The organism is Tardibacter chloracetimidivorans (assembly GCF_001890385.1).
In the GTDB taxonomy this organism is placed as follows: Bacteria; Pseudomonadota; Alphaproteobacteria; order Sphingomonadales; family Sphingomonadaceae; genus Tardibacter; species Tardibacter chloracetimidivorans.
The window spans coordinates 2,670,143-2,691,893 of the sequence record NZ_CP018221.1 but is presented as its reverse complement, the minus strand read 5'-3'; the positions used below and the strand labels follow the sequence as shown (position 1 = coordinate 2,691,893).

Below are 21,751 nucleotides of genomic sequence, written 5' to 3'. Positions count from 1 at the left end.
GGTTCGCCTTTTCTTTTGCGGTGGCCTAGGGTTGAGACTCAATCAGAGCCAGAAAGCCACAGCGGCAGCGAGGCTTACGGCTGAGAGGAAGTTTCGTGCAAGCTTGTCGTAGCGAGTAGCGATCCGGCGGAAATCCTTGAGGCGGCAGAACATAGCCTCGACCCGCCAGCGATCTTTGTAGCGGCGTTTGTCATATTGGATCGGGCGCTTGCGGTTGCGGCGGCCGGGGATCACCGGGGTCGTGCCCTGTTCGCGCAGGATGGTCCTAATGCGATTGGCGTCGTAGCCGCGGTCGGCGATCACCCGCTTCATTCCCGCTGTTTCGTTGATGAGCAGGTCGGCGCCCTTCACGTCCGATGTGTTGCCGGGCGTCAGGACGAGACGAAGCGGCCGTCCGAGGACGTCGACAAGGGCGTGGATCTTTGTTGTCCGGCCGCCACGCGAGATCCCAATGGCATTGGCTCGCGCCCCCCCTTTGCCCCACCGGCGCTACGGTGAGCCTTGATGTAGCTGCTATCGATCTGCCCGGTCTCGGCGATCCAGCCTTCTTCGGTCAGTGCAGCCAGGATGCGTGTCCAGATGCCCCGCCGGCTCCACCTGTTCCATCGGTTGTAGACCGTCGTCGCCGGCCCGTATTCGGCGGGGCAATCTGCCCAGCGACCGCCGCACTTGAGCATGTGAACGATGCCGGAGATCACCCGCCGGTCATCAACACGTCGTGCTCCTGGCTGGTTCTTGGGCAAGTGGAGCTCGATTGCTGTCCACGCTTCATCCGATAGCCAGAACAACGAACGCGACATCCCCAAGGCCTCCTCTTCAGCGAAAACGCCTTGAATCAATGAGACCAACGATTTTCAAGAGGCTGATTGAGTTTGGACCCTAGGAAACGTTCGATCTCGGGTTTGGACAGCATGCGCTCCAGAAATCCTGAAGCGACAACCAGAACAAGCATGTCGTCGCCATATGACGTTTCCAGTTCCTTGTAGTCGGTGTTGAGTTCCGCCATTTCGCGTTCGAGTCGTTCCATCTGCTCGGGAGACAGGCCAGTCGCCATTGCGTGCCGTTCCGGCTTGTGAAGGTCGTCCGATTTCGTGGTCGCGAGAAGCGCTCTGGCGTAAGATGATGTGAAGTTGTTCGCCGAGATCATGAGTTCGGCGACTTCGAGCTGACGGATCGCCTTCATCTTGCGCAGCTTCTGAAACGCCACATGCCCGACCGGCTTGTCCTTGAGCAGTTCGGCCACGTCCCAGCTGATTCCATTGAGTAGGTGCCGACGCTGCCTGATGACTTTGGTGTCGACATCGAGAGCACGAGCGAGTTTTTCCTCCGAAACGCCACGCTCCAGAGCGCGGACGATCATGTAGTGCTCCTGGATCACCGCCAGCCGATTGACGCGCTTGTTGTAGGTGAAGGCCACCCAGAACGTGTTTGAAATTCGTGCATGTTGTTCGGACGCGATGAGTTGAAGGCCGCCCTGCTTGATTGGATCCATAATTCATCATATATGAACGATTGAGAGTTATTTATCGTCATATATGGATGATTGTTATGAGCTCGCCCAAATCAGGTAACGCCCTTAAGCGGCTTGGCAGAGATCTGCGCAGCGCGCGCTTGCGCAGAGGCATCTCTGTGGCCGATCTGGCCGTGCGCGCGGGCACTTCGCCAAGTACCATAGCCCGCCTGGAGAAAGGAGATCCTGGCGTCGGCATAGGCACGCTCAGTGACGTTCTGGTGGTGTTTGGTCTTACCGACCGGCTGGCCGATCTGGTCGAAGTCCGCAAAGACGAGCTTGGAATGGCGCTCGATGCCCAACGGTTGCCCCACCGGGGCAAGTCGTCAGCTGGCACCCGGCGTGCCGGCTCGCGGAAAAACCAGTCTCTCGAGAACGAGAGTAACGACACCGATCAGAACGGCGTGGCATTCTGATGGCCGATTTTTCCGCACAGGTCGCGCTTGGCGAGAGCCTGACGCCGGTCGGACAATTGCGCTTCACGCAAACTGGGCCGCGTCAGTTTTCGACCTTTACCTACGATCAGGAATGGAGCGGCAATCCGCAAGCCTTCGCGATCGAGCCAGCACTGCCGCTCGAAGGAGGTCCGTTTCACACGTCCGGCAGACCGGGCCACATGCGCGACGCGCTGCCGGGTGTGTTCTCGGATGCCGCGCCGGATGACTGGGGGCGTCGCCTCCTCGAACGCGCTTATGGCAATGGCCTCTCCGAGTTCGAATATCTCACGCTAAGCGACGACATGTGCCGGCAGGGCGCCTTGCGCTTTCTCGATGCCGATGGAGAAATCATCAGGGGCAACGCGCCCGATGCCGTGCCGCGTTTGGTCGAACTCGAAAGCATCACGGCGATCGCCCGGGCCTATGAACAGGGCAAGGAAATCTCGGCGGAAGAGATGCAGGCGCTGGCCGGTGCAGGCGGATCAGGCGGTGCCCGGCCCAAGGCCAATGTTCGTGACGGGGACGCTCTCTGGATGGCCAAGTTCACTTCGGTTCACGACCAGCGGCCGATCGAGCGTGTCGAAGTTGCCACGCTCCGGCTCGCGCATGACTGCGGCATCCGGACGCCAAATGTCAGGCTGGAGCTCGAAGATTCGCCCTTTCCAGTGGCGCTGATCGAACGTTTTGATCGGCGCGGAAGCGCGCGTATTCCTTATATCTCGGCGCGAACAGCGCTCGGCAAGACCGGAACCGATTACGGCTCGTATACTGAGATCATCGATTTCATGCGTGGCCATTCAGCAAATCCACAAGCGGATTTCGAGGAACTCTATCGGCGTCTCATTTTCACGATCCTGGTCTCGAACAAGGATGACCATCTCAAGAACCACGGTTTTCTCTATGTGGGGAACGGACAATGGCGGCTATCGCCGGTCTTCGACGTTAATCCGGCTCCCGACCGCAATCCGCATCTGGAAACGGCGATCATGGAAGGTGGAGTGCATGACCGATCGATCGACCTTGCGCTCGAAGCCGCCCCGTTCTTCGAGATAGCAGAAGAGGATGCGCGCCAGACGATCCGGGAAATGGCGTACAAGATTGCCGACGGCTGGCGCGACGCACTGCGCGAGGTGGGTGTATCCGGCGCTCTGGCTAAGGATTATGAACCAGCCTTTGTACATGATCAATCCGATGCGGCGCTGACACTTTGATGCAGGACCGGCGGCGTGAATTCGGTGAACGCCCGTCAGGAAGGCAAGCTCCATGAAGAGGTTCCTACAACGATTGCTAGGAGACGACGCCGACAACGACAAGACGCGAAGACCAGAAGGGATGCGCCGTCTCGAAATCGAACCCTTCAGTCATGGCCTCGTGCGTATTCCGGCGCTCGACTTCTTTGGCCCCCATGCCGCGTCCTCGAATGGACAATATCATCTGATCTGGCAGGACCGAAATCCCGAAGGGACCATTGGCGGCCATCGCTATGAGGGACATGGAACGTGGTCATTACTGACAGACAGCGGTGCGCTGCTGGCTAAAGGGCGGCTCGAACGTCCGCAGGACGGTCATGTCGCGGACGATGGCACATTCATTCTGAGCGACTGGATGTTCGGCGACGGACTGAAAGCGCGACTTCTGGCGTTCGGGGTGGACGGACGGAAACTCCTGGAACGGGAATTTTCTGCCAACATGGCAAGTTCCGGCCTGTCTGATGATGGTCGGTTCGCGATCTGTCAGACTGCCAATGCTCCGGGCAGCCCGGACAGTTGCCGCTACTTTCTGCTCGACCTCGAAAAGGGTGAGGAGATTACGAGCTGGGAACAGGAGACCGGCTGGGCCGATGGCTATGAATTCGATAGCGTCAACGAGCGGATCTATCTGAGCAAAGAGGGAAAGGACCGCGTCGCTTATGGTTTCGACGGTAAGATGGTGGACCGCGAAGGCTGGCAAAGGACACGCATCGCCGCCGGCGACCTCGGTGTTATTCGCTCGGTCCTTGAAGGAGTAGGGCACAGCCTGACGCACGATTTACGAACAGCGATTTTCGCGGGATTGGATGTGGTGGCCGAGAGCGATGACATCTGGTCTCAGGCGAAGGCCCTGCGATTGCGCGGAGAAATGCACGAACAGGCCGGTGAAGTTGATGAGGCAATCGCTTCATACGAACAGGCGCTCGCAATCGATCCGCAGGTCGGCGTGTCGAGACGCTTGGGCAAGTTGCAGCGGTCTACATCGCCAGTCAGTAAGAAGGCTCGAACTGCCAAGGTCAGCCGCTTCGAAAAACAGGCCGAAAGACTGGGTATAGAGCATGAAGTGGTCATGCTGGAGCAGGGCTTGAACAAGGAATGGCGAATGCAGCCTTCCGGCGCCATGACTGCGGTCGAAGTTGCTGCCCTCGAACATTATCGTGCCGAAGGCTGGGAAGGTGTAGCAGCGGAAGACGGGCTTATTCTGACTCTCATCAAGGCCGCGTCCTTCAAACCCTTGGCAGACCGCAACGCCGACACGTTCGTCGAAGCGCTGTATGCGCAGAACGTTGCGTTCGTCGAAGACCGTTTCGATCCGGCTAGGATGATCGACTGCATTTCAAAGTCGACCCGAAGTCAGATCGAAGCCAACTGGAGGGTCATCGCGGCGACGGCCGGCGATACGCCGGCATTCTATCCTGCGGTCCGCAGAGAGCATGTGCTCGGTCTCTATGAAAGTCTGGGCACCAGGCGGCTGGCACAAATTGCCGAAATTTTTGCCACCGCGCCCTATGATTTACGCGCGGGCTGGCCCGACCTGACACTTTGGAAAGAGACGACAGTCAGGTTCATCGAGGTAAAGGCTCCGGGGGATTCCATGCATGCAAAGCAGGCACGGCTGATCTCCACTCTCTTGCTGCCGCTCGGATTTGATGTCGCGCTGGCTGAAATCAGACCGCTGTAAGGTTGGCGATCGCGCAAAGGGTGCTTGACGTGCTCAGCCGAGATGCAGGCTACGGATCGCGGAATTGGCGCAGTTGTGATGCGCGGGTCAGGCGGACTCCACTGCATGCGCCTCGATCGCCACGCCAAGGCGCTTGCGCACCGCTCCAAAAATGGCCGCGAGATTGTCCATGCTCGGATTGCCTTTTTCCGACAGCATACGGTGGAGGCTCTTGCTTGGCCGGTTGGTCTCGGCCGCCAAAGCTTCAAAACCAACCGATGCGTTCACCAGGTCACGTAGGATCAGCCGCGCGACATGCGGCTCGCCATTGAGGAAGGCCGTCGCAGCCTCGTCAAGCATGGCCTTGGCGAAAGCGGGATCGCGCGCGGCGCGCTCCTTTACCGTTTCCTTGAAATCCCGTGTCAGCACCATGTCGCTATTCTTGGCATGTTCGACAGATTGCCCAGTTCCAGCCTGACAATCGCTGTCGCAACCTTGGCCCCGGCCTGAGAATCGAGATCATCGAACCAGGATCGGAACGGGCAGGCCCCATCCTCGCGGATATACTCCTGTACGATCAACTCACAGCCTTTCAGGTAACGTATATGTTACCATTTGTCCAGCTCCCATTGTCGCTCAGGCCACGAGCCGCAGCCGGTCGAGCTTGGCGGCGCCCTGGGCGAGCAACTTGGCAATCTCGTCGGACGTGCGTCGCACGGCCAGTTTCAGCGCTTCATCGACGTGGATGTAATCCTGCGTCACGTTCTGCGAGGCGTGTCCCAGCATCGCGCGGATCGTCAGTTCCGAGAAACCGAGTTCGGCGGCAATGCTGGCAAAGGTGTGCCGCAGGACGTGGGGCGTGACGCCCGTGATTCCGGCAAAACCGCAAACGCGCTGCAGGCAGGCGCTTACAGCCGTGAAGGGGCCATCGCCCGTCGTTGCCGCAAACACATAGGGATTGCCGGCGATCCGGGGCTGCGCCACGATCACCTTGATCGCTTCCGGCCCGATCGCCCGGACCTGCTCGCCGGTCTTGGTGTCGGGAAAGGCGACGAACCCTCCCATCGGATTGACCCATTCCCGCTGCATGGCTTGGCCTTCTTCGCGGCGATAGCCGGTTAGAAGCAGCAGACGGATCACGGCAATCCCGGTCGGACTGACGCCCTGTTGTTCTGCGTAGACCATCGCTTTACCCAGCGTTTCGATCTCGGCGACGCTGAGGCGCCGTGTTCGCTTGTTTCCGGCGAGCTTCTTGGCCCCCTTTGTCGGGTGCTCGGCGAGCAAGCCCTTATGCTTTGCATGCCCCAGGATCGCCTGGATCGTGGTTAGGCAGCGCGCAGCGACCCCGCGGCCGCCGGTTGCCTTGCCGCCGCGACCGCCGGTGCGAGGCTTTCCGGTCTTTCCCTTCGCTACATCGTCCTGCATCGCTTCGACATCGGCAATCGTCAGATGGCGGGCAATGCGCTTGCCGATCAGTGGGTTGATGTGGGTCCGAATCCGGCTCTCATCCATCGCAAGCGATGACTCCTTGATCGGCCGGTTGCGGCGACCGAGAATCCTGCCTGCGCGCGCTTCGGTCAAATACCATTCGCATAGCTCAGAGACGTTCATCTCGTTGCGCGCGCGACGCGCGTCTTCGGCCGGATCTTCCCCGGATGCCACCGCTCCGAGTTTGATTTTCGCGAGATCGCGCGCCTGGTCCACCGTCAGCACGCCGAAGCGGCCAAGATTAACGCGGCGCTTGATGCCTTCGGCGTTCCGATACTGGATAATGAACGTCTTGAGCCCCGATGGCAGCACCCGAATACCGAACCCGCGTATTTCATTATCCCACAGGACGAACTGCTTTTCAGCAGGGGGCTTGAGCGCATCGATCGTGCGCTTGTTCAGCTTGGCTGTCGGCATTGCCGCCTCCATTTGGAGACAAAGCGCCAGAGAGCCGCTTTTGTCTCCATATTGTCTCCAGAATACGCCGTTTCGTGGCGAATTGCAGGATATGGCGGCGAAGAAGAAAATCAATATCTATTTGAAATAGCGTAGAAAATGGTATAACAGAAAACTGTGGCGTAAGGTTAGAATCGGATTGCCAAGGTTGGGGTCGAGGGTTCGAATCCCTTCGCCCGCTCCAGTTTTTCCAGGGCTTAAAAGCCTTCCGACTACCTCTCCAAAAAACATCCCGCCATCATCGGTCAGACCGTCGTGACGCGCATCATCGCCGTCCGATTTATACAAAAGCGCAGCAGGATCGGCCGGCTTTTGCCAGGCGATCGAACCGGCTGATGGCGGCCATCGTTGGTTTCGATTTCAAACTTCAAGCGGATGTCCCCAGTTGTTGTTCTCAACAATTGAAGAGTTTCCAGATGACCCGAACCGCCGCGGCTTTCACCGCCGTCCTTCTCCTGTCGCTCTCATCCACGCCCGCTACCGCTCAACAGGTCGACCGCACTTCTGCGACTGCGGCTCAGGCGGGCGACATCCAGCGATTCCGGCTGGGAGACCTGCGCATCACGGCACTGTCCGACGGTACCGTCCCGCAAGATCTCCACGAGTTGCTGCTGGGGATCACGCCCAAGGAAGTCGACAATCTGCTTGATCGCGCATTCCTGAAAAACCCCGTCGAAGCGTCCATCAACGCGTTTCTGCTCGAAACGAGTGAAGGCCTGGTGCTGATCGATGCGGGGGCAGGCGAAGTGTTCGGTCCGGGTTATGGCGGTCGGCTCGTCGACAGCCTGGCCGTAGCCGGGGTCGAACCATCGCAGATCCGCCATGTCCTGATCACCCATGTACACTCCGACCATTCCGGCGGGCTTGTCGTCAAGGGGCGTCCCTTATTCCCCAACGCCGTCATTCACGTCGGCAAGCCGGACGTGGATTTCTTTCTCGGCGCGCGTGGCGCGGAACGGCTAGGCTACGCGGAGCGCTACTTCAGCGAAGCAGAGACGGCGCTTCGGCCCTATCTGAATCGGGGGCGGCTGAAGACCTTCGAGGACGGCGAGGAAATCCTGCCGGGCGTTACCGCGGCGATACATCCCGGCCATACGCCCGGGGCCGCCTTCTTCACTGTGCGCAGCGGCCCGGCTGCCATGGTCTTCATCGGCGACACCGTACACGTGAGCGCCGTCCAGCTTCCGCGCCCCGGGGTGACCATCGTCTATGACTTCGTCCCGGATCAGGCGAGCGCCGTGCGCCGGCAAGCGCTCGACCTTTTCGCACAGGAGCGCACCCTTGTCGCCGCGCCACATCTGCCTTTTCCCGGGATCGGTCACCTGCGACGCGATGGCGAGGGCTACGCCTGGGTTCCCGCCGAATATGTCGATCGCGACTGAAGGCAGCATGGGGCGGCGATCAGCTTCGCCCCTGCTCCTGGGCGGCGGCGAAGATTTGCCCTCGCAACCAGCCATGGCCCTCGTCGTCCTGATGCCGGGGGTGCCAGAAGGCCGTGAGGCCCATGGCGTCGAGCGCGAACGGCGGCTCCATGATTTCTATGGCGGCTGCGTATTTGGCCAGGAAGCGGCGCGGTAGGGTGCACAGGCAGTCGCTGTTGGCGACGACCAGCGGCGCCAGCGCATAGGTTTGCACAGACACCGTGACCCGCCGGCGCCGGTTCATCATGGCCAGAGTGTCATCAACGAGACCGGAGAAGCCGCCGCCTTCAGCGGAGATGAGGACGTGATCCAACGCACAAAATTCGTCGAGACTAAGTGGTCCTCGGCCTCGCGGATGGCCGGCGCGCTGGGCCACGACGAAATGCTCTTCGAAAAGTGTCCTGCTGAGCCACAGGCTGGACGCCCTTCCCGACCCCACGAACATATCGATCGAGCCATCCTCCATGCCCTCGGACATTCGCTCGGGGTCCGGAGCGACCACCGCGATCCGGATGTTCGGACCTGTCGACTGAAGTCTGCGAACCAGATCCGGGATCAGCATGACAGCGGGATTTTCGTAGAGCGCCAGTCTGAAGGTGCGCTCGCTGGTCGTCGGGTCGAACGCCACGGGCTCGCCAAGGCGGTGCAGTCGCGTGATCAGGTCGCGGACGAGCGGATCGAGCTGATCCGCCCGCGCAGTCGGGACGACGCCTCGGCCAGTGCTCGACGGCGTGAACAGCATTTCGCCGAACAGGGTGCGCAACCGCGTCAGCCGCGCGGACAAGGCGGGTTGGCCGATGCCCAGCTGTTCGGCCGCCCGCGTCACGTTCCGCTGGGCATACAAGGCCGCGAACGCCCGCAGGAGTCCGATGTCCAGGTCCGGCTCACTCATCGATCATCGGCCTGACCGGTCTTTCCAGGGCGCCCCGCGCCTCCGTCGCTACCGCCTGATACAACTTCACCAAAGGATATTTTCCTGATGTTTCGCCTTCTCACCCTAAGCCTCGCCGCCGCGCTTGTCAGCTTGTCGTCGCCGGCTCACGCGCAGGTCCGCACCGCTTTTCCCGCGGAGCGAGGCCTGAGCATCGCCGACTTTCCCCGGCTCGTGCCGGTGGGCGAAGGCGTCTACGCCTATGAGGCGCTCAGGAAGCCGGGCTTCACGACCGTGTCCATGATCGTCGTCGGCTCGGACGGGGTGCTGATCGCCGACGGCCAGGAATCGAATGACGCGACCCGCGCGATGCTGGCGGCCGTCGCCACGGTGACCGACAAGCCGGTCCGGTGGATGGTGGTCGGTTCGGTGCACGAGGATCATACGGGTGGGACCGGAGCGCTTCCCGCGGACACCGTCCTTGTGGTCCATCCCGACGGCCTGTCCCAGATCAAGAGCGGCGGCCGAAAAGTGAAGATCGGACCGAGCGCGATCGGCGAGGTCAAGTCGATCGATCTGGGCGATCGGGTCGTGGATATACTGTTTCTCGGCAGGGCCCACACCGCGTCGGATCTGGTTGTCCGCGTTCCGGATCAGAACCTGGTCTTCATGAGCGAGGTCTTCATGAACCGGGTGTTCCCTCCGATGAGATCGGCCTTTCCAAAGGAGTGGGAAGACGCCCTGCAGCGCGCGCTCGACCTCAAGGCCCACCGCTATATCCCGGGACACGGGTTTGTGGACGGCCCCGAGCGGTCGCGTGAAGAGATGCAGGCCTTTCGGGCTGCGATAACGCACATCCGCTCCGAAGCCCGTCGTCTCCACGGTCCGTCGCCCGACGACCGCCCGGATTGGGGTGAGTACGCATCATGGATGCTCGCGGACAGTCAGGGACCCATCGCCCTCCAACGCCTCTCGACGCTACGCGAGTGAGGTCCGCGTCCGGCCGGGCCGAGTACGCCGTCCCGAGTTCGAAACTTGACGTAACGATATGATATCTCATATCCAGCACCCTTAACGTCAAGGGGAATGCGTTGTGAGTGCGTCTAACGATCGAGCGAGTTTAAGAATCAACCTTCTCCCCACCTTCGGCGCCCTCGTCATGCTCCCTGCGGTCGCGTCGGCGCAGCAAGTGTCCGCGGAAGGTGGCGAGTTCGATCGGACGGCAGGGAATGATGTCATCGTTGTTACGGGACGCTCGCTCAGCACTCCGGACCTCATGCCACCCTTGCCCGTCCAGGTTCTTTCCGGGGATGACCTCGCGCATCGCCGCCAAGGCGGCCTCGGAGAAACGCTTGCTGGATTGCCCGGCGTGCATCTCGATAATTTCGGCGGAGGCGCGTCGCGTCCGGTCATCCGGGGGCAAACCGTCCCGCGCATCGAAATCCTGAGCGATGGCGCCAATCTGTTCGATGTCTCGTCCGTTTCACCGGACCACGCGATCACCACCGATCCGCTCCTGCTCGACGAGATCGAGATACTGCGGGGGCCTGTGGCTACCCGCTTTGGTGGCAGCGCCGGAAACGGCGCGATCAATCTGATCGACAGCAAGGTTCCCAAGGCCCTGCCGGTAGGTGGGCTGTCCGGGGCGACCGAGGTTCGCTTTGGAACTGGGGACGAAGAGAAGACTCTTGTCGGCCGCGTCACCGCTGGCATCGGTCCTTTCGCGGTTCACGCCGAGGGGTCGCGACGCAGGAGCGATGACTATGATGTGCCCGGCGCCTTTGGCAGCGACACGCTGCGGGATTCGTTCGCCGACAGCGCGAGTTATAGTTTCGGCGCTTCATGGATCACGTCGAAGGGGTATCTCGGCGCAGCATACACGCGGCAAGACAGCGAATATGGGCTTCCCGGCCATTCTCACGAAGGCGGCGTCTGCCATTTGCACGGCCTGGCGCTGCATTGCGAGTCTCACGACATCTGGGAAGATCCGTTCCTGGGGGCTGATGATGGCCATACGGCCTTCATCAAGCTGCGCAGCGAACGCGTCGATATCCGCGGCGACTATGACGACCTGCTGCCGGGGGTCGCCCACACGCGACTTCGCCTCTCCTATACTGACTATGTTCATGACGAGGTCGATGGCGACGTCCTCTTCTCCCGCTATTCGAATAAGGTCTACGATGGCCGCCTCGAACTCACTCACGTCCCGTTCCTGGGATTTTCCGGCACGCTTGGCGTTCAATATACCCATGGGACATTTTCCGGCCTCGATTACAACGATGCTCATGAAGGTCGCGTGCCACGCGAGTTCGTCACGGAAGGCGCTGCGCTCTTTCTGACGGAGCGTCGCTCTTTTGGCCGGCTCGACGTGGAGATCTCCGCGCGGAAAGACTGGCGGGAAATTACGATCCCGTTCAAGCTTGAAAACTACATCCTTCCAAGCTTGCTCGCGAACCTGCCGCCCGCCACATTGGATCTGGCCACCAGGACTTACCAGAACGTCCATCTCAGGAACTGGCCCCGATCAAAGGCGGAGCCTTTCTCCGCCTCGCTCGCCGGTACGTTGAATCTCGATGACGGCTATTCGATCTCTGTGTCTCTGAGCCGGTCAGAACGCATGCCGAGCGTCAGAGAGATTTATGCGTCGAGCAACAGCCTTGCCACGAACAGCTTCGAGACCGGGCTCATCAAGGGTTCCGGAAGCCTTCAAAAATATCCTGATACCATCGAGACCGCAAAGGCGGTGAATCTCACCTTGCGAAAAGCAACGGGGCGCACTCGGTTTGAGCTTGGCATATTCTATCAAGATATCGACGACTATGTCTTTGCCCGGTTCGTGGATGAAGAGAGCCTCCAGTCCGGCCTCCTCTACCGCTATCTCGTCTACACGCCGGCCGATGCGACCTTCACGGGCATCGACGGACAAATCAGCCACCAGTTCAGTACTGAATCCCGCCTCACCGTCTTTGGCGACTATGTGCGCGCGACGCTGAAGGAACAGGATGACCATCTGCCGCGCATCCCGCCGGGACGGCTCGGGGCGCGTTACCAATGGACGCGCGGCCCGGCCTCTGCCGACCTTGAGTATTATCGTACATTTGCCCAAGATCGCGTCGCATCCTACGAGACGCGGACCGAAGGCTATGACATGCTCAACGCAACCCTGTCGTACCGGCTTGACGTTGGGCCGGGGAAATCGGTTGAGTTCTATGCCCGCGCCACCAATCTCACGAACGAACTGGCTTTTGCGCATACGTCATTCGTGAAGGACCAGTCGCCTTTGCGTGGACGCAACATCACCTTGGGAATGCGGCACCAGTTCTGACGCATCAGCCGCTGTCACGTGCGACAGGACATCCGATGCACCGGCAACGGCAGCTTGGGACATCGGGAGCCGGGCGGTTTAACGACCGGTGTCGCCACCGCTCATGCGCTTAATGGGTCGTGACCCTAGATTACGCGATCGGCCTCGACGGTCCAAACCGGGCTGTCGAGGCCATGCGCCGCGCGGCGATGCAAGCTCCGGTCGGCTTGCGCAAGCCGCTCAACCGCGCGCTGCAGATCAGGCTCGGACAGGGTGAAAGGCAAGCGCACGAAGCGCTCGAACGCACCATCGATCGCGAAGCGCGGTCCTGGCGCGATACGCAGGCCCAGGCTTTGGGCCATTGCCGCGAGCGCAGAAGCGTCCGGGCGCGGAAGCTCCGCCCAAAGCGCGAGCCCGCCCTCGGGTACGGGCGCGCGCCAATGCGGCAATGCGTCGGCAAGCAGTGCGATCAACCTGTCGCAACGCGCCCGCATGAGGGCGCGTCGTTCGTCCGTCCGCCGATCCCTTTCCAGCATCACCGTGACGGCCAGTTGCTCCAGCACCGGCGTCGCCATGTCCAGGATTGCACGCAGACGACCAAATTCGGCAATGCGCTGTTCGCTCGCGCGAATCCATCCGATGCGCAGACCGCCCCAGTAACGCTTGCTGGCCGAGCCAAGGCTGATGATCATGTGGCCGTCGGGATCGTGCGCCGCGACCGGCGCGGGCGCGGTAGCTGCCAATCCCGTTTCGACCATGGTCTCGTCGATCAGCAGCGGTGTCCGCGTGCGAGCAGCGAGCGTCACCAACTCTCGCCGCGTCGGTTCGTCCATCAGCCGCCCTGTGGGGTTATGAAAGTCCGGCAAGAGATAGGCAAAGCGCGGCCCGGCCTGACGGAAAGCTGCGTCCATTGCGTCAAGATCCCAACCCGCCTCGGGAAGACTGATTGGCACCGGCTGGCAACTGTTGCGCACGATCGCGCCCAGGGCATTGTGATAGGTCGGGTGATCGACCGCGACGCGGTCGCCCGGCCCCGTCAGCGCACGCAAGACGAGCGTGAGGCCATTTTGCGCGCCGCTCGTCACGATGATCTGCTCCGGGCGGGTCGGGCAACCGCGTCTTGCATAGTCGCGTGCGATTGCCTCCCGCAGGCAGGTCAGACCCATTGCCTCGTAGCCGATACCCGAGAGCCAGGCGGGAAGGCGGCGCAGGGCCTCTTCATAAGCTTCCCAAAGACCCGCCGGCGCAGGAAGGGCAGCGGCAGTCCAATCGATGAGCGGGTCTCCCTCTTTCCCATCATCCGCCTCCACGGCGGAATCGCGACCTCCAGGGAGATGCGTGACGCTCCCCGATCCCCGTCGGCTCAGGAGATAGCCATTTTCCCGCAACTGCCCGTAAGCGGCCGTCAAAGTAGTCCGACTTACGCCAAGCGCTTGTGCGAGTTCGCGCTCGCCCGGCAGACGCACGCCCAATCCCACGCGGCCGTCCATGATCAGCAGTTGCAGCGCTCGAGCCAGAAGGCGGTAGGCCGCCTCGCTTTTGCCGTCTCCTCGCCAATGCCCGAGGAGACGTGAAAGGGAGCCGGCTTTGAGAGACGCAGGAAACATGGGAAGGCCAATATCACGAAAGTGGATATTTCATATAGGGCCACTTTGGCTCATCTGGAGTCCATGTTCGGCCACGATCGCTTTCCCGCTCGCATCGTCCAACTTCTTGCAGGGTTGTGCCTGTACGGCATTTCGATGGCCATGATGGTTCGCGCCGATTTGGGCCTCGACCCATGGAACGTACTGCACCAGGGGCTTTCTCCACGGATCGGTCTCAGCTTCGGACAGACGGTCAACCTCGTCGGGCTCGCTGTTCTTGTGCTCTGGTGGCCGTTGCGACAGAAGCCGGGACTAGGCACGGTGCTCAACATCCTGGTGATCGGGACGGTTACCGACATAGCGTTGGTGTTGCTTCCAACGCCCGAAGCCTATGTCGCGCGAATCGCGTTGCTCGGCTTCGGCGTCATCCTCAACGGCATAGCGGGCGCTGCTTATATCGGCGCAGGACTGGGTCCAGGCCCCCGCGACGGTTTGATGACCGGCTTTTGCCAACGCCTGGAGCTACCGATCAAGGTCGTGCGCACGGCGATAGAACTGGCGGCGCTCGGCGTCGGCTGGATGCTGGGTGGGACGGTCGGTTTCGGCACGGTGCTGTACGCGATCGCTATCGGCTGGGTGGTCCACCACGCCTTGCCAATTTTCACGATCGACAAGCCTCGCGGCAGCTCTTCGGCAGTGCCAAGCTAGTTGTTGAGGCATCGACCACACGGCAGCCTCAAATCCACAACCAGCTCGAAATCGCCGACGCCGGCGTATCGGACCCGCCGTTCAGTTCTGCGGCGTCAAGCCCGCCGCGGCGATGCCCGCAAGCGCGCAAAGTTCATCATTGTCAGATGTGTCGCCGGTGATGCCCACTGCGCCGATCGGGGCGCCGTCGTCACCGGCCACGATCACGCCACCCGCTGCCGGCACGATGCCGTGTGGCGAAATCGGTCCAAGCGAAGCGATGAAGCTGGGCCTTTCCGCCGCCATCTCCCCGATCCTGCGGCTGGAGATGCCCAGAGCGAGCGCACCCGCCGCCTTGCCGGTCGCGATGGCCGCACGCAATGTCGACGCGCCGTCCTGGCGCTGAAAGGCAAGCAGGTGCCCACCGGCGTCGAGGACGGCGACGCTTAGCGGCTTGAGGTTCAGTTCCGCGCCTTTCGCGAAGGCGGCGACGATGATCTGGTTTGCCTGGTCTAGGGTGATACGGCGCACGAGATTCTCCCATTATTGGTGCGTGATGCAAAAGCTGCCGGAGCGGGACCGCCGGTCGCCCAGTCGATCAGTTCGACGACATGAACCACGGTCAGTTCGGTACGCGCGCCGATCTGGGACGCACAGCCGATGTTGCCGGTTGCGATGACGTCGGCCGAAAGCCGCTCGATATTGGCGACTTTCCGGTCGCCAAGCTGGCCCGCGATTTCGGGCTGCAGGATGTTATAGGTGCCCGCCGATCCGCAGCATAGATGCGCTTCGGCCGGTTTGCGGACATTGTAGCCGGCGCGAACGAGGAGACGCGCGGGCGCGTCCACCACCTTCTGTCCATGCTGCAGTGAACAGGCGGCATGATAGGCGACGGTGAGCCCGCGCCCGTCGCCCACTGGAAGATCGATGTCGTTCAGGAATTCGCTGATGTCCTTCGTCATTGCCGAAAGCCGCGCCGCCTTTTCGGCATGGAGGGGATCGTTGCGCAGCATGAAGCCATACTCCTTGATCATGCTGCCGCAGCCCGACGCGGTCACCAAAATCGCGTCCAGCCCGCCCTCGTCGATCAGGCGCTGCCAGGCGTCGACATTGCGCCGCGCATTGTCGCGGCCTTCGCCTTCGCGGCCCATGTGGTGGACCAGCGCGCCGCAGCAAACCTCCCCCGGGGCGAACAGCACGTCATAGCCCGCGCGATTGAGCAGCCGAACCGCCGCCTGCCGATACTCGGGACGAAGGACCGGCTCGGCGCACCCCTGCAGCAAGGCGACGCGCCCTTTTGATCCGGGGACCGGCGCATCGGCGATGGCGGCCTGCGACGGCACGCGGGCCGGCGCCAGCGTGAGCATAGCGGCGAAAGGGCGAAGCGCCTTGATCCGCCAGAGCAAAGGCGCGCCGGGCCGCGCCAGGCGTGCGAGCGACAGCGCGGCGCGAAACCGCCTGGGATGAGGCAAGACCCATGCGAGCAGCGCCCGTATCAGTCGCTCGCGCAACGGCCGACGATAGCGTTCGTGGATATAGGCGCGCGCATGATCGACGAGATGCATGTAGTTCACGCCGGAAGGGCAGGTCGTCATGCATGAGAGGCACGAAAGGCACCGATCGATGTGCTTGACGACCTCGGCGGTCGGCGCGCGCTCCTTCTCCAGCATGTCCTTGATCAGGTAAATGCGGCCGCGCGGGCTATCGAGTTCGTCGCCGAGAAGGACATAGGTCGGGCAGGTCGCGGTGCAAAAGCCGCAATGCACGCATTTGCGGATCACCGCTTCCGAACTGGCTACCGCTGGATCGGCAAGCGCCGCCTGGGTGAATTCAGTCTTCATGGCCGATATCCCCCGAAGCGCCCGGTCTCGAAAATGCCGTCCGGATCGAATGCGCGCCGGACGCGCGCCTCAAGCGCCGCCACACCGGGCGCGGGCGGATGAAAGGTCGGCACGGCCGCCCGCAGCGAAGCGGGGCCACGCACCAGCAGGGCGTGCCCGCCCGCATCGGCCGCCGCCGTGCGTACCAGCGCCGGATCACCGTCGAAAGCGACCCAGACGAGACCGCCCGCCCAATCGAACATCCACCGCGCGCCCGATGGCCGAAGCGCGGCGACAACGGCGCTCCCTTTGCTGGGCGGTACGTTCACGCGCCAGAGCGGATCGTCGCCACCCAGCGGCTCGACCGTGCGCATGCTCTCCCAAAAGCTGTCGCTCTCGGCGTCGTCCAGCGCCTCCACCCGGCCATGGTCCGCCAACAGCCGGTCGAGCAGAGCCCCTCTCGCCTGGACCGACGGACCGAACCCCTGGATGCGCAGCCCCGTCAACGCAGTGCCGCCGCGCAGATGCGCCGGGATGTGCGCTGCGGCTGCAACCTCGGCCTGCGATCCCAGCGCCGCCGCCATCGCCCTCACCGCCCGGTCGGGGTTCAGGCCCGCAATGACGCGCGTCGACCGGCACAAGGGACGCGGCAGCACCTTTAGCGTCACCTCGGCCATCGCAAAAAGCCGGCCCCAACTCCCCGCAGCCAGCTTCGGCAGATCATAGCCCGTGACGTTCTTCACGACGCGCGCACCGGCGCGCAGCGCCTCTCCACGGCCGGAGACCGCCTGGAACCCGAGCAGGTGATCCCGGGCCGATCCGCAAGACAGGCGCTGCGACCCGGCGACGCCCGCAGCCACGATGCCGCCGATCGTCGCATGCCCCTCGGGCCGCCCGAAGATCGGTCCGTGATCGAAGGGATCGAAGGCGAGCATCTGCCGCTCGGCGGCGACCAGCGCGTCGATTTCCGCAAGCGGCGTACCCGTGCCGACGGTCAGCACCAGTTCTGCGGGGTCATAGTCGATCACGCCTGCAAAGCCGGTCATGTCGATGGGAACAGCGTCCTCTCGATGCGCGCCGATATCGGCCTTGCTCCGGCCCCCGGCGGGCGCGAGCGTTCGCCTGTCGCGCCGCGCCTCCAGCACGATCTCGACGAGGTCCTCGACGCAGGTCGGACGAAGGGCAATGGCGCTCGCCATCAGAAGCGCGGGATGTCCGGAAACGGCACCGCGCCATGATGGACATGCATCCGGCCCAGTTCGGCGCAACGATGCAGGGTGGGAAACACCTTGCCCGGATTGAGCAGCAGTTCGGGATCGAACGCGCATTTCAGACGCTGCTGCTGCTGGAGATCGGCCTCGGAGAACATCACGGGCATCAGGTCGCGCTTTTCGACGCCGACGCCATGTTCGCCGGTAAGGACGCCGCCGACCTCGACGCACAGCTTCAATATGTCGCTGCCGAACGCCTCTGCACGGTCGAGTTGCCCCGGGATGTTGGCGTCATAGAGGATCAGCGGGTGAAGATTGCCGTCTCCCGCATGGAACACGTTGGCGACCTCGAGATCATATTGCCGGGAGAATTTCTGTATTTTCTCAAGAACTTCCGGCAGCCGCCGCCGGGGGATCGTCCCGTCCATGCAATAAAAGTCGGGCGCGATCCGTCCGACCGCGGGAAACGCCGCCTTGCGCCCCGCCCAGAAGCCCATGCGTTCCTGCTCGTCGCTCGAAAGGCGTAACGTCGTCGACCCGTTCGCGCGGGCAATGTCGGCCACCTTGTGGATAAGGTGGTCGCATTCGGCGGCGACGCCGTCCAGCTCGACGATGAGCAACGCCTCGACGTCGAGCGGATAGCCGATATTGACGAACGCTTCGGCGGCATGGATCGCGGGTCGATCCATCATCTCCATGCCCGCCGGTATGATCCCCGCCGCGATGACGTCGGCAACGCAATTGCCTGCGCCCTCCACGCTCGGAAATCCGATCAGCAGGGCGCGCGCGCCCTCGGGCTTGGGCAGGATACGCACCGTAACCTCGGTCACGATCCCCAGCATACCCTCGGAGCCGACCACCACGCCCAGCAGGTCCAGACCGGCCGGGTCGAGCTGGCGGCCGCCAAGCCGGATGATCTCGCCGTCCATCATCACCATCTCGACGCCGAGCACATTGTTCGTCGTCAGTCCGTATTTGAGACAGTGGACGCCGCCGGAATTCTCCGCGACGTTTCCACCGATCGAGCAGGCGATCTGGCTTGACGGGTCCGGCGCATAATAGAACCCCCGGTCCTCGACCGCCTGGGTGACCGCGAGATTCGTCACGCCCGGCTGGACGACGGCCAGCCGATCATCATAATCAATGTCGAGGACGCGATTGAACTTGGCCATTCCGACAAGCACGGCGTCGGCCAGCGGCAGCGCCCCACCCGATAGCGAAGTACCCGATCCGCGCGGCACCACCTTGACGCCCTCGGCATGGCACCACGCCAATATCCTGGAGACCTGTTCGGTCGTTTCGGGAAGGACGGCCACCATCGGAGGCTGGCGGTATGCCGTCAGCCCATCTGACTCATAGGGGCGCAAGGCGTCCACGTCGTCGATGACACCCTCGCCGGGAACAATCGACCGGAGCGCGCGCACGATATCCGCCCTTCGGGCAAGGACGCCGGCGTCAGGCGGCGGCATGACAATCGACATTGTTCGCACCTCTCCGGACGCTGGCTCTGTTGCAAAGATTGGCGGCAGTCACAGGTAGGCTGTCGCTCTGCGCCGATCAGGCGGCTGCTGCGAAATGGTGGTTGAGCATGTCCATGGCCTCCGTCAGTGCCGAGGGCCCAATGCCGAAAGCTCTCTCCACAAGGCGCACCTCTCCCCTGATGCCGGGCTGCAGGCACCAGGGACGAGCCTGTCCTTTGCGCAGGGCTCGCATGACTTCGAATCCCTTGATCGTGGCATAGGCCGTGGGGATCGATTTGAAACCGCGCACCGGCTTGATCAGCATCTTGAGCTTTCCGTGATCGGCCTCGATCACGTTATTGAGATACTTCACCTGCCGGTGGGCCGTCTCCTGGTCCAGCTTTCCTTCGCGCTTCAATTCGGTGATCGCTGCACCATAGCTCGGCGCTTTGTCAGTATTGAGCGTGGCCGGCTTTTCCCAGTGCTTCAGGCCTCGCAGGGCCTTGCCCAGGAACCGCTTCGCTGCCTTGGCGCTGCGGGTCGGCGACAGGTAGAAATCGATCGTGTCGCCCCGCTTGTCGACTGCCCGGTACAGGTAGGTCCACTTGCCCCGCACCTTGACGTAGGTTTCATCCAGGCGCCAGCTCGGATCAAAGCCACGCCGCCAGAACCAGCGCAGCCGCTTCTCCATCTCCGGGGCGTAGCGCTGGACCCAGCGATAGATCGTCGTATGGTCGACCGAAATGCCGCGTTCCGCCAGCATTTCCTCAAGGTCGCGATAGCTGATCGGATAGCGACAATACCAGCGCACCGCCCACAGGATCACATCACCCTGGAAATGGCGCCACTTGAAATCCGTCATCGCTCCATCCGTTCAATCTCCGCCAAGCATGCTCAAGCTTCACGATTTTTGCAACAGAGCCGCCGAAAGCTCTCGACATTTCCTCCAGCACACGCCCCTCCTCGCTTGAAACGCCTGGTACGTCTGGCACGTGGCCACGCCGGAATGCAAGCTGTGTAGCTTGAAGCCGCGAAAGCAGTCCATTGACAGTATTTCGGTCGAATCCGAGGAGCCCCAGAGCTTGAGACAACATATCAGCCCCGCCAGACATCCAAAAGGTCATCATGGCCGTGTATGCGGATATGTCATCCCTGTCCCAGAGCGATGAGCCCTGTCTGTGATATGGCAGGCCGTATTCCTTGCAAGCAGCCTCGGCGGCATCGAGATTAATGTTGGTACGGGACAAAATCGCACATGAGTATGGGGGCTTGAGATTCTCGGAAATATGCCCACATACCCAATCAGCCTGACTTGGCAAAGAGGGGAAACTTGACACCCTGACCTCACCCCCCTCCCCTTTTATCGCAACCTGGTTCTTTTCGATGCGATCCGGGTTATTGAATCTGATCAGCTGGGTTGCATGGTAAACGTTTCGCCGCCGTCGGGCTCAGGCATGGAACGCCTTGCGCAGCGCCGCGGCGGCCTGGTCGAGAAACTGGCGACCCTCATCGATGGCCCCCGCCATCGACACAAAGCCGTGGATCTGATTCCGGTAGCAGATGTATTCCACCGGCACGCCGGCGGCGGTGAGCCTGTCGGCGTATTCGGCGCCTTCATCGCGCAGGGGATCGAAGCCCGCGGTCATCACCAGGGCCGGCGCCAGGCCCGCGAAATCGCTGGCGAGCAGCGGAGAGGCGAGGGTGTTGTCCCAGTCCTCGGGCTTGCGCAGATATTGATTGAAAACCCAGGTCATGGCGGTTGCGGTGAGGAAATAGCCCTCGCCGCAGTCGCGATAGGACGCCGTGTTCGCGCCCATTCGGGTCGCGGGATAGATCAGCAGTTGCAGGGCGATGGGCGGTCCCTTGCGGTCCCGGGTCATCTGGCTCACCACCGCGGCGAGATTGCCGCCGGCGCTGTCGCCGCCCACCGCGATGCGGCTGCCATCCGCACCGATCTGGCCGGCATTGGCCGCCGCCCACTCCAGCACCGCGTAGCAGTCGAGCGGCGCGGCGGGAAAGGGGTGCTCGGGGGCGAGCCGGTAGTCCGGCACCAGCACGATGCAGTCGGCCTTTGCCGCGTAATAGCAGGCTTCGGCTCGATAGGTCTCGGGGCTGCCGATCACCCAGCCGCCGCCGTGGTAGTAGATCAGGATGGGTCGGGGTCCGGTCGTTGGGGTGTCGGGGGTGATGACTAGGGTGCGGATCGCGCCGCCCGGTCCGGGAATCTGTACTTCGCGGATGGACCTGGGTGCGGGCGCCTCGATGCCCACCATCTCGGTGAGGGCGGCGAAGCCGGCCCGGCTTTCGGCAACGGTCCCGGCGATCAGCGCGGGTGCATTGCTGTTTGCCGTCATTTCGAGAAGTTTCGCGGCCTGGGCGTCGAGGGACATGGCAGTCTCCGGTGATGATCGTGGGTAAGGGACCGCCCGGATTATACGGCCAGCATTTTTGTCTGTCAACGGCGGTCGGATTTTAGGCCAGCGTGGCGGAGTAAAAGTAGGCCACTGATTGTGGCGCGGATGATATGCAAAGGGCCCCGATCGGGGCCCTTTGCATATTTGGCGTTTTCGGCGGGGGGCTGGAGGCGGCG

21 protein-coding genes are annotated in these 21,751 nt (G+C 62.3%); 7 read left to right on the top strand and 14 right to left on the bottom strand.

Going from position 1 to position 21,751, the window contains the following annotated elements; translation table 11 throughout:
- Window positions 1-42: 42 nt before the first annotated feature.
- Both BSL82_RS20080 and BSL82_RS13905 read right to left on the bottom strand, forming a co-directional pair.
- Window positions 43-800 (bottom strand): IS5 family transposase gene (locus tag BSL82_RS20080; RefSeq protein ID WP_193408578.1). Its coding sequence is split into 2 segments (ribosomal slippage): window positions 43-467 and window positions 467-800, totalling 759 coding nucleotides; the frame shifts between segments, so codons are not numbered across the junction.
- 35 nt (window positions 801-835) lie between these two features.
- Window positions 836-1,492 carry a plasmid partitioning protein RepB C-terminal domain-containing protein gene (locus BSL82_RS13905; RefSeq protein ID WP_083579214.1) on the bottom strand — a complete coding sequence of 219 codons (657 nt, stop codon included), beginning with the start codon at window positions 1,490-1,492 and terminating at the stop codon, window positions 836-838.
- Window positions 1,493-1,548: 56 nt separating this feature from the next.
- On the opposite strand from BSL82_RS13905, the gene BSL82_RS13900 reads away from it, so the two are divergent.
- Genes BSL82_RS13900 through BSL82_RS13890 form a run of 3 tightly spaced genes read left to right on the top strand, consistent with a single transcriptional unit; the run spans window position 1,549 to window position 4,878 of the window.
- A complete protein-coding gene (locus tag BSL82_RS13900) occupies window positions 1,549-1,926 on the top strand; it encodes a helix-turn-helix domain-containing protein (protein WP_072597942.1) in 378 nt (125 codons plus the stop codon).
- Complete coding sequence (locus BSL82_RS13895) at window positions 1,926-3,158, top strand: type II toxin-antitoxin system HipA family toxin (protein ID WP_072597941.1); 1,233 nt, start codon at window positions 1,926-1,928, stop codon at window positions 3,156-3,158. Before BSL82_RS13900 ends, BSL82_RS13895 begins: the two co-directional genes overlap by 1 nt.
- Before the next feature lie 52 nt (window positions 3,159-3,210).
- Complete coding sequence (locus BSL82_RS13890; RefSeq protein WP_083579213.1) at window positions 3,211-4,878, top strand: VRR-NUC domain-containing protein; 1,668 nt, start codon at window positions 3,211-3,213, stop codon at window positions 4,876-4,878.
- An 87-nt stretch (window positions 4,879-4,965) separates the two neighbouring features.
- Here the strand turns inward: BSL82_RS13890 and BSL82_RS13885 are convergent, their stop codons facing one another.
- The 3 genes from BSL82_RS13885 to BSL82_RS13875 are packed head-to-tail and all read right to left on the bottom strand — an operon-like array spanning window position 4,966 to window position 6,762.
- Window positions 4,966-5,289 carry a helix-turn-helix domain-containing transcriptional regulator gene (locus BSL82_RS13885; protein WP_072597939.1) on the bottom strand — a complete coding sequence of 108 codons (324 nt, stop codon included), beginning with the start codon at window positions 5,287-5,289 and terminating at the stop codon, window positions 4,966-4,968.
- Entirely contained in the window at window positions 5,280-5,438 is a 159-nt protein-coding gene (locus tag BSL82_RS13880) for a hypothetical protein (RefSeq protein WP_226998474.1), read from the bottom strand. The genes BSL82_RS13885 and BSL82_RS13880 overlap by 10 nt, the downstream gene beginning before the upstream one ends.
- A gap of 55 nt (window positions 5,439-5,493) precedes the next feature.
- Window positions 5,494-6,762, bottom strand: coding sequence for a tyrosine-type recombinase/integrase (locus tag BSL82_RS13875; RefSeq protein ID WP_072598796.1), 1,269 nt, complete (start codon window positions 6,760-6,762; stop codon window positions 5,494-5,496).
- A gap of 374 nt (window positions 6,763-7,136) precedes the next feature.
- On the opposite strand from BSL82_RS13875, the gene BSL82_RS13870 reads away from it, so the two are divergent.
- On the top strand, window positions 7,137-8,183 hold the full coding sequence (locus tag BSL82_RS13870) for an MBL fold metallo-hydrolase (protein ID WP_226998473.1): 1,047 nt from the start codon (window positions 7,137-7,139) through the stop codon (window positions 8,181-8,183).
- A gap of 19 nt (window positions 8,184-8,202) precedes the next feature.
- Here the strand turns inward: BSL82_RS13870 and BSL82_RS13865 are convergent, their stop codons facing one another.
- Window positions 8,203-9,114 (bottom strand): LysR family transcriptional regulator, encoded by a 912-nt coding sequence (locus BSL82_RS13865; protein ID WP_072597937.1) that lies wholly within the window; start codon window positions 9,112-9,114, stop codon window positions 8,203-8,205.
- A gap of 87 nt (window positions 9,115-9,201) precedes the next feature.
- Between BSL82_RS13865 and BSL82_RS13860 the strand changes: the two genes are divergently transcribed.
- Window positions 9,202-10,083 (top strand): MBL fold metallo-hydrolase, encoded by an 882-nt coding sequence (locus BSL82_RS13860; RefSeq protein WP_072597936.1) that lies wholly within the window; start codon window positions 9,202-9,204, stop codon window positions 10,081-10,083.
- Between the two features lie 199 nt (window positions 10,084-10,282).
- A complete protein-coding gene (locus BSL82_RS13855) occupies window positions 10,283-12,418 on the top strand; it encodes a TonB-dependent receptor domain-containing protein (RefSeq protein ID WP_226998472.1) in 2,136 nt (711 codons plus the stop codon).
- A 125-nt stretch (window positions 12,419-12,543) separates the two neighbouring features.
- On the opposite strand, the gene yczR is transcribed toward BSL82_RS13855, so the two are convergent.
- On the bottom strand, window positions 12,544-14,004 hold the full coding sequence (gene yczR, locus BSL82_RS13850; RefSeq protein ID WP_072597935.1) for a MocR-like transcription factor YczR: 1,461 nt from the start codon (window positions 14,002-14,004) through the stop codon (window positions 12,544-12,546).
- 63 nt (window positions 14,005-14,067) lie between these two features.
- On the opposite strand from yczR, the gene yczE reads away from it, so the two are divergent.
- Window positions 14,068-14,691: a membrane protein YczE gene (gene yczE, locus BSL82_RS13845; protein WP_072597934.1), complete on the top strand. Its 624-nt coding sequence runs from the start codon at window positions 14,068-14,070 to the stop codon at window positions 14,689-14,691.
- A gap of 81 nt (window positions 14,692-14,772) precedes the next feature.
- Here the strand turns inward: yczE and BSL82_RS13840 are convergent, their stop codons facing one another.
- The 7 genes from BSL82_RS13840 to lipP1 all read right to left on the bottom strand — a co-directional run bounded on the left by BSL82_RS13840 (window position 14,773) and on the right by lipP1 (window position 21,551).
- Complete coding sequence (locus tag BSL82_RS13840; protein ID WP_072597933.1) at window positions 14,773-15,201, bottom strand: GlcG/HbpS family heme-binding protein; 429 nt, start codon at window positions 15,199-15,201, stop codon at window positions 14,773-14,775.
- Window positions 15,183-16,511, bottom strand: a complete 1,329-nt coding sequence (glcF, locus tag BSL82_RS13835; RefSeq protein ID WP_072597932.1) for a glycolate oxidase subunit GlcF — start codon at window positions 16,509-16,511, stop codon at window positions 15,183-15,185. Before glcF ends, BSL82_RS13840 begins: the two co-directional genes overlap by 19 nt.
- Entirely contained in the window at window positions 16,508-17,689 is a 1,182-nt protein-coding gene (locus BSL82_RS13830) for an FAD-binding protein (RefSeq protein WP_072597931.1), read from the bottom strand. Before BSL82_RS13830 ends, glcF begins: the two co-directional genes overlap by 4 nt.
- Complete coding sequence (locus tag BSL82_RS13825; protein ID WP_072597930.1) at window positions 17,689-19,182, bottom strand: FAD-linked oxidase C-terminal domain-containing protein; 1,494 nt, start codon at window positions 19,180-19,182, stop codon at window positions 17,689-17,691. Before BSL82_RS13825 ends, BSL82_RS13830 begins: the two co-directional genes overlap by 1 nt.
- 76 nt (window positions 19,183-19,258) lie before the next feature.
- Window positions 19,259-20,023 carry an IS6-like element IS6100 family transposase gene (locus tag BSL82_RS13815; protein ID WP_013054031.1) on the bottom strand — a complete coding sequence of 255 codons (765 nt, stop codon included), beginning with the start codon at window positions 20,021-20,023 and terminating at the stop codon, window positions 19,259-19,261.
- Window positions 19,989-20,408, bottom strand: coding sequence for a hypothetical protein (locus BSL82_RS21130; RefSeq protein ID WP_158010902.1), 420 nt, complete (start codon window positions 20,406-20,408; stop codon window positions 19,989-19,991). Before BSL82_RS21130 ends, BSL82_RS13815 begins: the two co-directional genes overlap by 35 nt.
- Before the next feature lie 201 nt (window positions 20,409-20,609).
- A complete protein-coding gene (gene lipP1, locus BSL82_RS13805) occupies window positions 20,610-21,551 on the bottom strand; it encodes a LipP1 family hormone-sensitive lipase (protein ID WP_072597929.1) in 942 nt (313 codons plus the stop codon).
- Between the last annotated feature and the right edge of the window lie 200 nt (window positions 21,552-21,751).